A 14,303-nucleotide genomic window follows, 5' to 3' on the forward strand; every position below is an offset into this window, starting at 1 on the left:
GCAGGAAAACTGTGAAGCGGTTTTCCGTTCGCAATTGCGTAGAAAAATAGAGGAGGCGGAAATGCCAAGATTTGCAGCCAATCTCACCATGCTTTTCAACGAAGTGCCGTTTATGGATCGCTTCGCTCTCGCCGCCAAAGCCGGTTTCACAGGGGTGGAATATCTCTTCCCCTATGACTTCAACCGCCATGAGCTGAAAGCTGCACTCGCCAAGCACAATTTGGCACAGGTGCTGCACAATCTGCCTGCGGGTAATTGGGGTGGCGGCGAGCGCGGTATCGCGGTTCTGCCGGATCGTATCGATGAATTCCGCCGCGGCGTCGCCGACGCGATTGACTATGCGACAGCACTTAACTGTTCGCAGGTCAATTGCCTTGCAGGCATTGCCCCCCAAGGTGTTGACCCGGATGTGTTGCGCGCAACCTTCGTCAGCAATCTCAGGCTTGCTGCAAAGGAACTTGGCAAGCACGGCATTCGCCTGCTGATCGAGCCGATCAATCACTATGATATTCCGGGCTTTTATCTCAATACGGTCGAACAGGCGGTGTCGATCATCGATGAGGTGGGCAGCAACAATCTGTTCATTCAATATGATCTTTATCACCAGCAGCGCACGCGCGGCGAACTGATTGCCACTTATGAACGCTACAAGCCGCTGATTGCCCACGTTCAGCTAGCCGATAATCCGGGCCGCAACGAACCGGGCACCGGCGAAATCAACTATCCATATGTGTTCGAAGCGTTGAAAAATGCTGGCTACAAGAGCTGGATCGGTTGCGAATATAAGCCAAAGACAACCACCGAGGAAGGACTTGGCTGGTTCAAACAGGATGAAGCCGAACGGCTTACCGCATAGGGGGAACGGTTATGACAAATATTGGTTTTATCGGGCTTGGCATCATGGGCAAGCCAATGGCGCAGCATTTGCAAAATGCAGGCCATCAGCTCTTTACTTCGAAGCACACGCAACCGCCGCACAAGGATTTGCTCGATGCAGGGCTGAGCGTTCTTGAAACGCCAAAGGCAGTCGCAGCCGAATGCGAGACAATCATTCTCATGTTGCCGGATACCCCACAGGTAGCGGACGTTCTGTTCAGCGAAAATGGTGTTGCCGAAGGTTTGGGCAAAGGCAAGACGCTGATCGACATGAGTTCGATTTCGCCCATTGAAACCAAGGAGTTTGCAAAGAAAGTCCGCGCAACCGGTGCCGAATATATCGATGCGCCTGTGTCTGGCGGCGAGGTTGGTGCGAAAAATGCCAGCCTTTCCATCATGGCAGGCGGTGCGCAGGATGCTTTTGACAAGGCGCTGCCACTGTTGAAACTCATGGGCAAAAATATCACGCTTGTTGGTGATTGCGGCGACGGCCAGACAACCAAGGTCGCCAATCAGATTATTGTCGCGCTGAATATTGAAGCCGTAGCCGAAGCGCTGGTCTTCGCGTCCAAAGCGGGGGCTGATCCAGCCAAGGTGCGCGAGGCACTGATGGGTGGATTCGCGTCATCGCGCATTCTGGAGGTGCATGGCGAACGCATGATCAAGCGCACATTCGATCCGGGTTTCCGAATTTTGCTGCACCAGAAGGATTTGAACCTTGCATTGCAGGGCGCAAAGGCTCTCGGCGTTTCGCTTCCAAACACCGCAACCGCTCAGGAATTGTTCAATTCCTGTGCAGCACACGGTGATGATGGTCTCGATCATTCGGGACTAGTGCGCGCACTGGAACGCATGGCGAACCATGATGTTGCCTAGTCCCCAAGTTTGATTTCTCTGGAGGGGAGAGGGTGGAGCTGGTTATCTGGAGGGAGATGGCCGGCTCCATTGCTTTTATATGCGCAGCACGAAATAGTGCTGATTATCGCTTTCTTACGCGCATCTTATCCGAAAACCCTTTCACACTTTTCGGGATGCGCTCTAAAAACAATAATCAATACCGGGAATCTCATGACTGCTATCACCGATCCGAAGAAGTTTCTGACCAGTCTGTTCGATGCAGCGGTTGCGGCTGCTGATCCCGAACTGGTTATTCGCGCCAATCTGCCTGCCAAGCCCAAGGGCCGGACGATTGTGATTGGTGCAGGCAAGGGCTCGGCACAGATGGCAGCCGCTTTCGAGCGCGCATGGGCGGAGCGGCATGAGGGCGAGGACGCACCAATCGAAGGCATTGTCGTCACGCGCTATGGCTATGGCGCACCTTGCAAAACCATCGAGATCATTGAAGCATCGCACCCGGTGCCGGATGATGCCGGGCTTGCGGCCTCAAAACGGCTGTTCGATGCTGTGTCCAACCTCACCGAAGATGATCTTGTTGTGGCGCTTATTTCTGGTGGAGGCTCGGCTTTGCTGCCATCGCCGCCTGAAGGTCTGACACTTGCCGACGAGATTGCGGTCAACAAAGCTTTGCTTGCCTCTGGTGCGCCGATATCAGCCATGAATGCGGTGCGAAAACATCTGTCGACCATTAAAGGCGGGAGGCTGGCAGCGCACGCACATCCGGCAAAAGTCTTCTCGCTGGTGGTTTCCGATATTCCCGGCGACAATCCTGCTTTTGTCGCTTCAGGCCCGACGGTGCCTGATGCAACATCTCGCGATGACGCGCTGAAAATCATCGAACGTTACAAGCTTGAACTTCCCGATGCCGTGCTTGCGCATATCAAAAGCGAGAAGGCTCATGCACCAAAGCCCGATGAAAAAATCTTTGCCGATAACGAAGTGCGGGTGATTGCATCCGCTGCTGTTTCGCTGGAAGCAGCCGTAAAGGAAGCCGAGCGTCATGGGGTCGAGGCGGTGATCCTGTCCGATTCTATGGAAGGTGAAGCACGCGAAGTGGCGCATGTTCACGCAGCAATCGCGCGTGAAGTGGCGGATCGTGATCGCCCGTTCAAAAAACCGGTTGTTCTGCTTTCCGGTGGTGAGACCACTGTGACCATCCGCGCCAAAGGCGGCAAGGGTGGCCGCAACAGCGAGTTTCTGCTGGCTTTTGCGCTTGATATTGATGGTTATGCGAATATTCACGCACTGGCTGCGGATACAGATGGCATCGATGGTTCGGAAGACAATGCAGGTGCCTTTGCCGATGGGACAACGGTTTCGCGGCTGCAAAAGGCTGGCGAAGATGGCGCGGCGCGGCTGAACGCCAATGATGCATGGAGCGCATTTGATGCAATCGGTGATCTGTTTATGCCGGGGCCAACCGGTACCAATGTCAATGATCTCAGAGCTATTTTGATAACGGGCTAGCGCTCAAGCAAAAGGGGGGAGGGGGCGTTAAGTTATAACGACTCAGAATCCGTAATCGGGATTCTGTTATAACGATTCATCCTTCTTTCCGGGAAAGCGGTCATCATCGATTAAAATGCGGTTGGCGGCGCCGTCGAGGTCTTCATACTGACCGTTTTTCAATGACCATAGAAAGCCTGCAAGGCCCAGAACACCCAGGCCAAGCGCAATAGGAATAAGGAAAAGCAGTCCGCTCATTTGTGCGCTTCCTTGAGAACAACAGCAGGTGCGACAGTGGTCTGCGCCTGCTGTTTTTGTTTTCCGGCCCTCAGCCGCATGGCGTTGCTGACAACCACAATAGAGGACAGCGACATCGAAAGTGCTGCCACCAATGGTGTCACATAACCAAAAATCGCAATCGGCACAGCAATGATATTATAGCCGATGGAAAGTGCAAAGTTCTGGCTGATTAACCGGCCTGCTTCTTTTGACACGGCAAAAGCCAGCGGCACGGCAGCGAGGCTTTCGCGCAGGAATACGAAATCGGCAGCGTTACGGCCAATATCGGCAGCGGTTGCCGGCGCCATGGAAACATGGGCCGCAACAAGGGCAGGCGCATCGTTCAAGCCGTCGCCGACCATCAGTACTTTACGACCATTGCTGGTCAGTTCCTGCACAAGCTGTGACTTGTCCGCAGGCAGAACTTCGCCGCGATATTGATCAACACCAAGATAGGCGGCAAGCTTTTGCACGGCGGGCTGTTTATCGCCGGAAATGATTTCCAGCTTCAAGCCATTGCGCTTCAGCGCACCGATGGCGCTCGCTGCATCTTCGCGCGGCTGATCTTCAAAGCGGAAAGTTTGAACCAGCTCGCCATCGATGGAGAGGCAGGTTTCTGGGCCATCGGAAGCAGCAGCATTCGCATCGCCGTCCGCCCATTCGCGCTTGCCAAGCCGATACATCGTGCCGTTCAGCTCGGCTTCAATGCCAGAACCCGGAATTTCCTCAATTCGGGTGAAGGCAGTCATTGGCTTTGCGCCTGAAAATAGCGCAAGCGCCCGCGAAAGCGGATGGCGCGAATAAAGCGAAAGTTCGGACGCGATCTCGAGATTGTTCGGGTTTATCGCATCAAGATCGATCAGGCGAGGCTGACCAAGTGTCAGCGTGCCGGTTTTGTCGAATACGGCCGTGTCTACTTCCGCCATGCGTTCCATGGCAGAGCCGTCCTTGATCATGATGCCGTTTTCAAACAGGCGACGGGCTGCCACCACCTGAACGATTGGCACCGCAAGCGCCAGTGCACAGGGGCAGGTGATGATGAGCGTGCAGATCGCGATATAGATCGAGCGATACCAGTCGCCGCCGGTATAGATCATCCAACCGACAAAGGCCGCAAAGGCAATCGTATGCACCATAGGCACATAGAGTTCCGATGCCCGGTCAGCGAGACGGCGATAAAAAGCGCGACCACCTTCGGCAACGTCCATCAGACGCACCATTTCAGCAAGGAAGGAATCCTTGGCTTCAGCGGTTGCGCGAATGACGAGCGGAGCGGAAAGGTTCATGGTTCCCGCACGAATATCCGAGCCGGGACCGACTGGGACCGCATCGCTTTCGCCTGATGCAATCGCGCAATCAAGCTCTGAACGACCGTCTTCTACTTTTGCGTCAACAGGCACACGTTCGCCTGCGGCAAGGATGATCCGCATTCCGGGACGGATTTCATTGACCGGCAGATAGTTGCGCTCGTCATTATCGCCGATAACCACCGCACCACGCGGGCTTAACTGGGCAAGACCTCGCACGGCGGAGCGTGCGCGTGCGCGCATCAGATAATCGAGCGTGCGGCCAATCAGCAGGAAGAACAACAGCGAGACAGAAGCGTCGAAATAGGCGTGCTGGCCATGGTTCATTGTCTCATAAACGCTCATGCCGAAGGCAAGCGAAATGGCGAGTGCAATGGGCACATCCATGTTCACGCGACGGGTGCGCAGCGCATTCCAGGCGGAAACATAGAAAATCCGGCCCGAATAAATCAGGGTCGGCAGGGCGATCAGACCGGAAATCCAGTGAAACATATCGCGGGTAGCAGCATCCGCACCCGACCAGACCGCAACCGACAACAGCATCACATTGCTCGACGCAAAGGCTGCAACACCAAGCGCGATTAACAGCCGCGTAAAGGTCGGATCCTTGTCCTGCACCATATCGAAAATATGCGCTTCATAACCGAGACGGCGCAGCGGATCGACAACATCAGGCGGAGTTTCACCATCCTTCCAGCGAATGGTGACGCGTCGCGCTGTCAGGTTGACGCGGACATAGGCAACACCGCTGATTTTGCCGAGCGTATCTTCGATCGTCTTGATGCAAAGACCGCAATGAACACCGGGAACCGAGAGATCAAGCTGGCGCAGTCCGTCGCCGAGCGCACGACTTGCGACCTGCATTTCATCCGACGAAACAGCCTGAATGACGGTGGCGATCTGTGCATTTTCTACGCAGCAACTCATAAGATCCTCCTGTCCTTCACCAGAACACGGATGATGTGGCGATAAGGGTCGTCAAGGCCATAATCTTTACTGGCGTCGGCATTGACTTCCATGATCCACGCGCCTTCGCCAAGCTCAAGCGGTGCGGTCAGAACACCTTCTTCCGCAACAGTGAGAGAGACTTTGGTGTCATGCACGTCGCCAACCGGTCGTTTGAAGTCGACGGTGCCGCCGGTCAAAGTAACGGCCTTGCCTTCGCGGTCGGTCAGGCGCCATGTAAATACACCTTCTGCGAAGGTCGGCTGTGACTGCCATTGAAGCGCCGCCTGTTCTTTGCCGGTTTCGGCTTTGTCGTTGAACTCCTGACTTGCGACATAGGTGTTCTTGACAACAAGTCCGCTCCAGCTGCTGACGGCCTTGTAAGCCATCGTGACGTTGACGGCGATAATGACGCCGAAGAATGCAACCATGATGCCCAGCATGTGCCATCCGGTGAATGCGCCTGAAGTCTTCGTTTTCACTGACATTATCTGCCCTCCGGAGCCATGAAGGTTGCTTTGTAGCGCGCGTGTTCTGCGCCGTCCGCATCACGTACTTCGATTTCGTAATCCTTGCGGTTCTCGGTGATTGCGCTATGCGGCATGGTCACGAAAACGCGCAGAGTTTTCAGGCGATCCGGTTCGACCGGAATATCGTAATTGCCATCAGCATCGGGTGTCTCGTCCTGGACCGTGATTTCCGCCCCCGGCAAACCTTCGATCGAAAGCCGGAAAGTACGCGGAACCGGGATCATGTTAAGTAGCTTGACCGTATAACCGTTACGGATCGAACCATCGGACAACAACACATATTGCGGCGTCCGGTCGTGCAGCACATTGATGCCGATCCGCTGACGCATGGAAAGCGAGATCACCAGCGTCAGCCCGATCAGCGCCCAGACAATGAAATAGAAGATACTGCGCGGGCGCAGCACTTTCTTCCAGGAAAGCTCCTGCACCTTATCCGTGAACTTGTTCGGTGCTTTGTAGACGCGGGCAGGGTCAATGGTTGCAGTGCCATCATTTGTGGCAAGCGCCATATTGAAATTGTAATCGGCAAGCGTCGCATAGGAGATGAGGCCGCGTTCCTTGCCAACCTTGTCCATCACACTGTCGCAGGCATCGATGCAAAGCGCACAGGTGATGCATTCAAGCTGTTGCCCGTCGCGAATATCGATACCCATCGGGCAGGCGGCCACACAGGCGTTGCAATCCACGCAATCGCCAACGGTTTCGCCCGCGGCAATTGCCTTCTTGGAATGGCGTGAACGCGGTTCACCGCGCCAGTCATTATAGGTGACGGTGAGCGAATTCTCATCGAGCATTGCTGCCTGAATGCGTGGCCAGGGGCACATATAGGTGCAGACCTGCTCGCGCATCAGACCGCCGAAAATATAAGTCGTAGCGGTCAGGATCGCGACGGTCATATAGGCGACGGGCGCGGCATGGCCGGTCATAAAATCCATCAGCAGCGTTGGCGCATCGGCAAAATAGAAGATCCACGCACCACCCGTCAGAACGCCGATCAGCAGCCAGACCGCGTGTTTGGTCACGCGCTTCCAGACCTTGTCGAAGCTCCATGGGGCCTTGTCGAGCTTCATGCGTGCATTGCGGTCGCCTTCGATGGCGCGCTCGACAACCAGATAAAGATCAACCCAGACGGTCTGCGGGCAGGTATAGCCGCACCATGCGCGACCCGCGACAGAGGTTACAAGAAACAGACCAAGGCCCGCCATGATAAGCAGGCCCGCCACGTAGTAGAATTCCTGTGGCCAGATTTCGATGAAGAAGAAATAGAAACGGCGGTTGGCAAGATCGATCAAGACCGCCTGATCCGGCGCATAAGGCCCGCGATCCCAACGCAACCAAGGCGTCAGATAGTAGATCCCCAATGTGATGAGCATGACGAGCCACTTGAAGCGCCGGAACTGACCCTGAACGCGCTTCGGAAATATCTTCACCCGCGCCGCATAAAGCGACTGGCGGATCTTGGGGGAATTGACTGCCTGAACGTCTATCCGTTCGACATCATCTGACATTTGCCTTGCTCCTGAAGCATGATGCCGGACAGACAGAAGCTGGCTTACCGGTCATATCACGCTTGCAATGATTGAGAGCGGGGTGGTTGTTCGCCGTCCGTTCTGATGCATTTCCAGTTCGGCTGGCCCTGCTTTTCCGTCTAAGCGGGGCCAGTTACTTTTATTCACGCACATCCCGAAAGCCGGTTCCGACTTTTCGGGATGTGCTTGTGTGTTATTCGCCACCGCCAAGCGAGTGAACGAAGATTGCGAGCTGTTTAACCGTCGCATCACCAAGGCGCGCTTCCCAGGCAGGCATTACGCCATGCTTTGGATGAGAGACCTGGCGGGCAATGGCGTCTTCACCAGAACCATAGAACCAGATCGCGTCGGTGAGGTTTGGTGCGCCGAACTCGCGCATACCCTTGGCATCGCCGCCATGACAGACCGCACAGTTTTCGCTGAAGACCTTCTGGCCTTCTGGAATCATAGCGGGATCATGGGGTGTACCGGAAAGGCTGACCACATAGGCTGCCACTTCACGCACCTGCTGTGGTTCGAGAACATCTGCAAAGGCAGGCATCTCGGAAACACGGGTTTCACTATCGTCGGGCGAGCGAACCCCATGACGAATGGTCGTCAGAATGTCGTCAACCGAGCCACCCCACAGCCAATCGTCATCGTTCAGGTTCGGATAGCCGGGCGCTCCCTGCGCACCAGAGCCATGGCACTGTACGCAATTGACGCGGAACGCTGCAGCGCCGCCTGCAATCGCATATTGGCGCAGGTTTTCATCAGCCAGAATCTCATGCACATCCTTGGCCTTGATCTGGTCGATGATACCCTGACGACCGGCAGCAATCTCTGCGTTTTCCTTCCAGAAATCACCGCGGCTCGACCAACCGATCAAGCCGGCCGTTGAGTTGGAAATCAGCGGCCATGCCGGATAGGCGATCACATAGGCAAGAGCCCAGACAATCGTTGCATAGAAGGTCCACAGCCACCAGCGTGGCATTGGATTGTCAAGTTCCCTGATACCGTCCCATTCATGGCCGGTGGTCTCAACGCCACTGACTTCATCAATCTGTTTGTCAGTCATTTTTCTCGTCCTTGAATGGAATTTCTTTCGCTTCATCAGCCTTCTTTTTGCTTCCCGGACGGAAGGCAAAAAGAATGACAAAGACAAAGAAGAGAGCCATGGCAAGCAGGCCCCAGCTATCGGCGAAAGTGCGTAGGGTATTGTAATCCATCGCTAAATCTCCGCTTTATCTTGCTTTGGGGGACTGATCGTAGGTCGAGAAGTCAACGAGGGTGCCGAGCATCTGCAGATAGGCGATCAGCGCGTCCATCTCCGAAATGACCTGCGGGTTGCCGTCAAAATCGCCAAGGCGTGCCTTGGGATAACGACCCTCGATGCCGGACGTATCGGCGTTTGGATCGGCCTGTGCCTGAAGGTCAGCGAGTGCGTTGTCGACCATCTCCTGCGTGTAAGGAACGCCGACCGCCACATTGGCCTTCAGATTGGCTGCAATATTGTTGGCATCAAGCGGACGGTCCTTCAGGAAGGCATAGCTTGGCATGACCGATTCCGGCACCACGTCACGCGGGCGGATGAGGTGCTGTACGTGCCATTCATTGGAATAACGACCGCCAATACGCGCAAGGTCAGGCCCTGTGCGTTTTGAGCCCCACTGGAACGAATGGTCGTACATGGATTCAGCCGCCAGAGAGTAATGGCCGTAGCGCTCCACTTCATCGCGGAACGGACGGATCATCTGGCTGTGGCAGAGGTAGCAGCCTTCACGCACATAGATGTCGCGGCCCGCGAGTTCCAACGGTGAATAGGGACGCATCCCTTCCACCTTCTCGATGGTATTTTCGAGATAGAACAGTGGTGCGATTTCAACGATGCCACCGACCGTTACAACGGCAAGCGAAGCAATCAGCAGCAGCGTTGCATTTCTCTCCAGCTTGGAGTGTTTTTTGAGGATAGACATAAATCACACTCCTTATTCGGCTGGCTGCATTGTGGCGCCAGCAGCAGGCCGGGCACCGCCCATAGGGGCTTCTTTGCGCAGGTTGCCGCGAATTGTCTGATAGACGTTCCATGCCATGACCAGTCCACCGGCGAGGTAAAGCAGACCGCCTGCAGTACGGATCACGTAGTAAGGGAACATGGCGAGCACGGTTTCGGCGAAGGAATAGACGAGGAAACCCTGATCGTCGTATTCGCGCCACATCAGACCCTGTTGGATACCTGCAACCCACATGGCGGCGGCGTAGAGCACGATGCCAAGTGTTGCGAGCCAGAAGTGCCAGTTGACCATGCGGATCGAGTAGAGGCGTTCACGGTCCCACAGCTTCGGTGTGAGGTAGTAAACGGCTGCAAAGGTAATCATGCCGTTCCAGCCCAGTGCACCCGCATGAACGTGACCAATGGTCCAGTCAGTGTAGTGGGAGAGCGAGTTGACCGCCTTGATCGACAGCATCGGACCTTCAAAGGTCGCCATGCCATAGAAGGCAATAGCTGCAACCATCAGACGGATGATCGGATCGGTACGAACCTTGTCCCATGCGCCAGAAAGCGTCATCAGACCGTTGATCATGCCACCCCACGAAGGCATCCAGAGCATGATCGAGAACACCATGCCGAGCGTCTGTGCCCAATCGGGAACAGCGGTATAATGAAGATGGTGTGGGCCAGCCCAGATGTAGAGGAAGATGATCGACCAGAAGTGCACGATCGACAGGCGGTAGGAATAAACCGGACGCTCTGCCTGCTTGGGCACGAAGTAATACATCATCGCAAGGAATGGCACGGTCAGGAAGAACGCAACCGCATTATGTCCATACCACCACTGGGTCACGGCATCCTGCACGCCTGCAAAAGCCGAATAGCTCTTCACGCCGAGGAACGATACCGGGATCGCCAGATTGTTGATGATGTGCAACATGGCGATTGTGATGATGAAGGACAGGTAGAACCAGTTTGCCACATAGATATGCGGCTCTTTGCGCTTCAATACCGTGCCGAGGAAGACGACGAGATAGGCGACCCAGACGATGGTGAGCCAGATATCGACATACCATTCCGGTTCAGCATATTCGCGGCTCTGGGTAATCCCAAGCAGATAGCCGGTTGCAGCCATCACGATGAAAAGCTGATATCCCCAGAACACGAACCAGGCCAGATCACCACCGATCAGGCGCGCGCGACAGGTGCGCTGCACGACATAGAACGACGAAGCGATCAGGATATTGCCGCCGAATGCAAAAACAACCGCTGAAGTGTGCAGCGGGCGCAGACGACCGAAGTTCAGATAGGGTTCAAAGTTGAGATCGGGGAAGGCAAGCTGGGCTGCGATAACCACACCGACCAGAAAGCCAACCACACCCCAGAAGACCGTTGCGATCACGCCGTAGCGGATCGGTCCGTCCATATAGGTGGACTGATCGACCTTCTTTGGCGCAAGGCCGTAATCGGCATTGCGCATCAGCAAGATGGTGAAGATGGCGAGTGTAGCGAACAGAATCCACATATGGGTTCTGAACAACTCATCATGAGAAAATCCGGCCAGAAGCACAGCAAAAAGTGCTCCCAGACCAGACAGGACTGTTCCAGCGGCGTAGTTCATTTAATCCCCTCGCAGCGCAAGTCAGAAGCTGTCTGAGTAACGACAGCTATAGCGATGCCTTTCTATCGGCTCTCTACGAGAGGGTGTCATTGATCTAAATCAAAGAGCTCTAATCGAACCTGCGACGAATTGGGAGTTTTCCGGGAAATCAGGCGATGTCAGTTTCCGGCACCAGATGGATCAGAACGTCCACTTTGCTGATCTTGTAGCCAGCAGGCGGAGCGGGCAGCGGGCCGATGCCGATATCGTCCGTTGCAATGTCGATGATCTGGTCTTCGTCGTGGATGTAGAAATGTGCGTGGTCGCCAGTATCCGTATCGAAATAGGTACGTTCGCCATGCAGGCTTATCTTGCGGATAAGGCCCGCATTGGAAAATTGATTGAGCGTGTTGTAAACCGTTGCAACGGATAGCTTCTCGCCCAGCAGTAATGCTTCTTCATTCAGCATATCCGGGGTCACGTGCCGGTGTTTCTCAGTGAAAAGCATACATCCTAACGCAATACGCTGACGGGTCGGGCGTAACCCGGCCCGTCTTAAAATCGCTTTGACTGCTGTTGTCTGCTGCTTGGCCCATTCCTTGTCAGAACGAGGGACGGTTTCTGGCAAGAGCTGCGCGGCTTTAGGCCCAGATCGAGGATTAAACAGCATGAACAGTCTCGGCTTCTTTAATCAAAGCTATGTCTGAAATCTGAATGAATATTCTGATCTTAATTGCAAATGATTTGCAGTTGCATAATACGCCGAAAGCCTGACCCGTCAACATACACAGGCGGGAATTTATGTCGCAGCGCGAGTGGGGATGATGAGGAGTGCGCGCAAGCCACTTTCAGAACGATTATGAAGCTGCACTTCACCGCCCATACGCGTTGCCGCCATCTTCACGATGGCCAGACCCAGACCGCTACCATTTTCGCTTCTATTGGCACCGCGATAAAAGCGCTCGGTCACATAAGCCATGTCTTCCGGCGGAATGCCGGGACCATCATCCTCGACAGTGAAAACAACCTGATCATCAGCCTTTTCGAGACTGCATCGCACAGACCCGCCTTGAGGCGAATGATTGACGGCATTCTCGATCAGGTTGCGCATGGCAAGCGTGAAGAGGTGTGGATATTGCATCGTCACAAGCGGCAGATTGCCGGGCAGCTCAATCTTCACGCCCCGATGTGCTGCAAGCATACGCATGTCGGTCGAGATCGAAACAAGCAGCTGACAGGCTGGCTCCGGCGATGGTGGCTCCATTTCATCACCAGTCTCAAGGGCTGCAAGGTCCAGCAGCTGATTGACGAGACGGCTGGTGCGATCAACACCCGATGCAATTTGGCGTACTGCATTGAGGCGCATGGCGTCGTCTTTGGCACCCTCGGCGATCTGTGCCTGTGTCTTGAGGCCTGCAAGCGGCGTCTTCAATTCGTGCGCTGCAAAGATCGCAAAATTGCGCTCGCGTTCGCGGGCTTCTTCCACACGATGGAACAGATCATTCAAAGCCGAAACCACCGGGCTGATTTCGGACGGCAACTTCTCTTCCGAAAGTGGTCGCAAATCCCGCGCATCGCGTTTGGATAAAGTGCCGGCGAGACTGCTCAACGGATCAAGCCCACGCCGAACGCAAAGCCAGATCAGGATAGCAAGAATTGGAAGCAGGAGCAGGGCAGGCAGCACCACGCCCGTCACCACGTTTTGCACAAGCCGCTCACGCACTGAAAGGCTGTCGCCCACCATCACACGCAGCCCGAGCTTTGTATTTTCAACCGCAAACACCCGCCAGCGGTCGCCAGCGACAACTGTATCTGAAAAGCCATTGGCCACATCGGTCAGGCGTTCACCTGGTGCGCTTTCGGACCGTCCAACAAGTCTGCCGTCGATTGCCCAGATCTGGCAGAAAAGCTGGCGATCATAATGGGGAAAATCATCCATCGGCTTGAGTGAAAGCTGTCCGCCGTCGCCATCGGGATTAACCTCAACGCGCCGCTCGATCAAAAGCGAATTGACCATACGAGCCGCTTCCATGAGGCGCGCATCCAGCACTTTTTCAAGTCGCGATTGTGTACTCACATGAATCCAGATAACGGCGAACAACCAGACAAGACAGGTGATGCCGATCAATATGCCGGTCAGGCGACTGCGAATGGAGTTCATGCCTGCTCCCTCGCAAGCCGGTAGCCGACACCGCGCACTGTCTCGATGAAGCCTGAACCAAGCTTGGATCGCAGATGATGGATATGCACCTCGACCGCGTTGCTTTCGACTTCTTCCTGCCAGCCATAAAGCGCTTCTTCAAGCGATGACTTGGAGACTGTCGCCGTTGGACGTTCCATTAAGCTACGCAATATCGAAAATTCTCGGCGGGTCAGGCGCAGCGGCTCGCCCTTGAACTGCACCGACATTTCAGCCGGATCAAGCTCCACGCCCTGCCATTCAAGTGTGCTGCTTGCGCGCCCTGTGCCGCGCCGAGCAATGGCACGCACACGCGCCGCGAGCTCATGGAGATCAAACGGCTTGCCAACATAATCGTCAGCCCCGGCATCAAGTCCTGCGATACGTTCCGGCACCTGATCGCGCGCGGTCAGCAATAGAACTGGCGTATCATCGCGGGCTTGTCGCATGGATTTCAGAATGTCGAGACCAGAGCCATCAGGCAGCATCAGATCAAGCACAACCGCGTTGTAATTCTGGGCAGCAAGAGCGGCCTCGGCATCTCCACAGTTTGCAACGGCATCCACGGTGAAACCGGCTAATCCCAGACCCACGGAAAGCCCGTCGAGCAGGATTGCATCGTCTTCAACCACCAGAATGCGCATGTGTCTTCCTGTTTCCGCCTTGTTTCATCTGTAAGCGGCTTCTCGCTTTGCCAGCTTAAGGCTGCCTTAAGGTGACGACAGCATTTGCTTTTTACAACC

General features: G+C 55.1%; 14 protein-coding genes. 3 read left to right on the forward strand and 11 right to left on the reverse strand.

The genetic code is table 11. The features are described 5' to 3' along the window. Positions 1 to 61: 61 nt before the first annotated feature. From hyi to QSJ70_RS15425, 3 genes are all read left to right on the forward strand, one after another. Positions 62 to 856: a hydroxypyruvate isomerase gene (gene hyi / locus QSJ70_RS15415; RefSeq protein ID WP_007873593.1), complete on the forward strand. Its 795-nt coding sequence runs from the start codon at positions 62 to 64 to the stop codon at positions 854 to 856. An 11-nt stretch (positions 857 to 867) separates the two neighbouring features. Next, entirely contained in the window at positions 868 to 1,752 is an 885-nt protein-coding gene (locus QSJ70_RS15420; protein WP_285537622.1) for a 2-hydroxy-3-oxopropionate reductase, read from the forward strand. 192 nt (positions 1,753 to 1,944) lie between these two features. Next, positions 1,945 to 3,240, forward strand: coding sequence for a glycerate kinase type-2 family protein (locus QSJ70_RS15425; RefSeq protein WP_285537623.1), 1,296 nt, complete (start codon positions 1,945 to 1,947; stop codon positions 3,238 to 3,240). 66 nt (positions 3,241 to 3,306) lie between these two features. Here the strand turns inward: QSJ70_RS15425 and ccoS are convergent, their stop codons facing one another. The 11 genes from ccoS to QSJ70_RS15480 form a co-directional block, all read right to left on the reverse strand. Beyond that, on the reverse strand, positions 3,307 to 3,477 hold the full coding sequence (gene ccoS / locus QSJ70_RS15430) for a cbb3-type cytochrome oxidase assembly protein CcoS (RefSeq protein WP_285537624.1): 171 nt from the start codon (positions 3,475 to 3,477) through the stop codon (positions 3,307 to 3,309). Next, a complete protein-coding gene (locus QSJ70_RS15435) occupies positions 3,474 to 5,732 on the reverse strand; it encodes a cation-translocating P-type ATPase (protein WP_285537625.1) in 2,259 nt (752 codons plus the stop codon). The genes ccoS and QSJ70_RS15435 overlap by 4 nt, the downstream gene beginning before the upstream one ends. Beyond that, the gene (locus QSJ70_RS15440) at positions 5,729 to 6,238 is read right to left on the reverse strand and encodes a FixH family protein (protein ID WP_285537627.1); all 510 of its coding nucleotides are present in this window, start codon (positions 6,236 to 6,238) and stop codon (positions 5,729 to 5,731) included. Before QSJ70_RS15440 ends, QSJ70_RS15435 begins: the two co-directional genes overlap by 4 nt. After that, complete coding sequence (ccoG, locus tag QSJ70_RS15445) at positions 6,238 to 7,788, reverse strand: cytochrome c oxidase accessory protein CcoG (RefSeq protein WP_285537629.1); 1,551 nt, start codon at positions 7,786 to 7,788, stop codon at positions 6,238 to 6,240. The genes QSJ70_RS15440 and ccoG overlap by 1 nt, the downstream gene beginning before the upstream one ends. A gap of 214 nt (positions 7,789 to 8,002) precedes the next feature. Further along, a complete protein-coding gene (gene ccoP / locus QSJ70_RS15450; protein ID WP_007873603.1) occupies positions 8,003 to 8,866 on the reverse strand; it encodes a cytochrome-c oxidase, cbb3-type subunit III in 864 nt (287 codons plus the stop codon). Then, the gene (locus QSJ70_RS15455) at positions 8,859 to 9,017 is read right to left on the reverse strand and encodes a CcoQ/FixQ family Cbb3-type cytochrome c oxidase assembly chaperone (protein ID WP_007873604.1); all 159 of its coding nucleotides are present in this window, start codon (positions 9,015 to 9,017) and stop codon (positions 8,859 to 8,861) included. The genes ccoP and QSJ70_RS15455 overlap by 8 nt, the downstream gene beginning before the upstream one ends. Before the next feature lie 15 nt (positions 9,018 to 9,032). Next, positions 9,033 to 9,764 (reverse strand): cytochrome-c oxidase, cbb3-type subunit II, encoded by a 732-nt coding sequence (ccoO, locus tag QSJ70_RS15460; RefSeq protein ID WP_285537635.1) that lies wholly within the window; start codon positions 9,762 to 9,764, stop codon positions 9,033 to 9,035. A gap of 12 nt (positions 9,765 to 9,776) precedes the next feature. Further along, complete coding sequence (gene ccoN, locus QSJ70_RS15465) at positions 9,777 to 11,402, reverse strand: cytochrome-c oxidase, cbb3-type subunit I (RefSeq protein WP_007873607.1); 1,626 nt, start codon at positions 11,400 to 11,402, stop codon at positions 9,777 to 9,779. A gap of 148 nt (positions 11,403 to 11,550) precedes the next feature. Further along, positions 11,551 to 12,051 (reverse strand): iron response transcriptional regulator IrrA, encoded by a 501-nt coding sequence (gene irrA, locus QSJ70_RS15470; RefSeq protein ID WP_285537637.1) that lies wholly within the window; start codon positions 12,049 to 12,051, stop codon positions 11,551 to 11,553. Positions 12,052 to 12,180: 129 nt separating this feature from the next. Continuing rightward, complete coding sequence (locus QSJ70_RS15475) at positions 12,181 to 13,542, reverse strand: ATP-binding protein (protein ID WP_285537639.1); 1,362 nt, start codon at positions 13,540 to 13,542, stop codon at positions 12,181 to 12,183. Then, on the reverse strand, positions 13,539 to 14,204 hold the full coding sequence (locus QSJ70_RS15480) for a response regulator (RefSeq protein WP_064320206.1): 666 nt from the start codon (positions 14,202 to 14,204) through the stop codon (positions 13,539 to 13,541). The genes QSJ70_RS15475 and QSJ70_RS15480 overlap by 4 nt, the downstream gene beginning before the upstream one ends. Positions 14,205 to 14,303: the final 99 nt, after the last annotated feature.

This window comes from Brucella sp. NBRC 12950 (assembly GCF_030268145.1).
Taxonomy (GTDB): domain Bacteria; phylum Pseudomonadota; class Alphaproteobacteria; order Rhizobiales; family Rhizobiaceae; genus Brucella.

Bases quoted from the DNA above. Each gene is read 5' to 3' on its own strand.
- QSJ70_RS15425 (WP_285537623.1), top strand. From the start codon at position 1,945: ATGACTGCTATCACCGATCCGAAGAAGTTTCTGACCAGTCTGTTCGAT.
- ccoP (WP_007873603.1), bottom strand. From the start codon at position 8,866: ATGACTGACAAACAGATTGATGAAGTCAGTGGCGTTGAGACCACCGGC.
- hyi (WP_007873593.1), top strand. From the start codon at position 62: ATGCCAAGATTTGCAGCCAATCTCACCATGCTTTTCAACGAAGTGCCG.
- QSJ70_RS15440 (WP_285537627.1), bottom strand. From the start codon at position 6,238: ATGTCAGTGAAAACGAAGACTTCAGGCGCATTCACCGGATGGCACATG.
- ccoS (WP_285537624.1), bottom strand. From the start codon at position 3,477: ATGAGCGGACTGCTTTTCCTTATTCCTATTGCGCTTGGCCTGGGTGTT.
- irrA (WP_285537637.1), bottom strand. From the start codon at position 12,051: ATGCTGTTTAATCCTCGATCTGGGCCTAAAGCCGCGCAGCTCTTGCCA.
- QSJ70_RS15455 (WP_007873604.1), bottom strand. From the start codon at position 9,017: ATGGATTACAATACCCTACGCACTTTCGCCGATAGCTGGGGCCTGCTT.
- ccoG (WP_285537629.1), bottom strand. From the start codon at position 7,788: ATGTCAGATGATGTCGAACGGATAGACGTTCAGGCAGTCAATTCCCCC.
- ccoO (WP_285537635.1), bottom strand. From the start codon at position 9,764: ATGTCTATCCTCAAAAAACACTCCAAGCTGGAGAGAAATGCAACGCTG.
- ccoN (WP_007873607.1), bottom strand. From the start codon at position 11,402: ATGAACTACGCCGCTGGAACAGTCCTGTCTGGTCTGGGAGCACTTTTT.
- QSJ70_RS15475 (WP_285537639.1), bottom strand. From the start codon at position 13,542: ATGAACTCCATTCGCAGTCGCCTGACCGGCATATTGATCGGCATCACC.
- QSJ70_RS15435 (WP_285537625.1), bottom strand. From the start codon at position 5,732: ATGAGTTGCTGCGTAGAAAATGCACAGATCGCCACCGTCATTCAGGCT.
- QSJ70_RS15480 (WP_064320206.1), bottom strand. From the start codon at position 14,204: ATGCGCATTCTGGTGGTTGAAGACGATGCAATCCTGCTCGACGGGCTT.
- QSJ70_RS15420 (WP_285537622.1), top strand. From the start codon at position 868: ATGACAAATATTGGTTTTATCGGGCTTGGCATCATGGGCAAGCCAATG.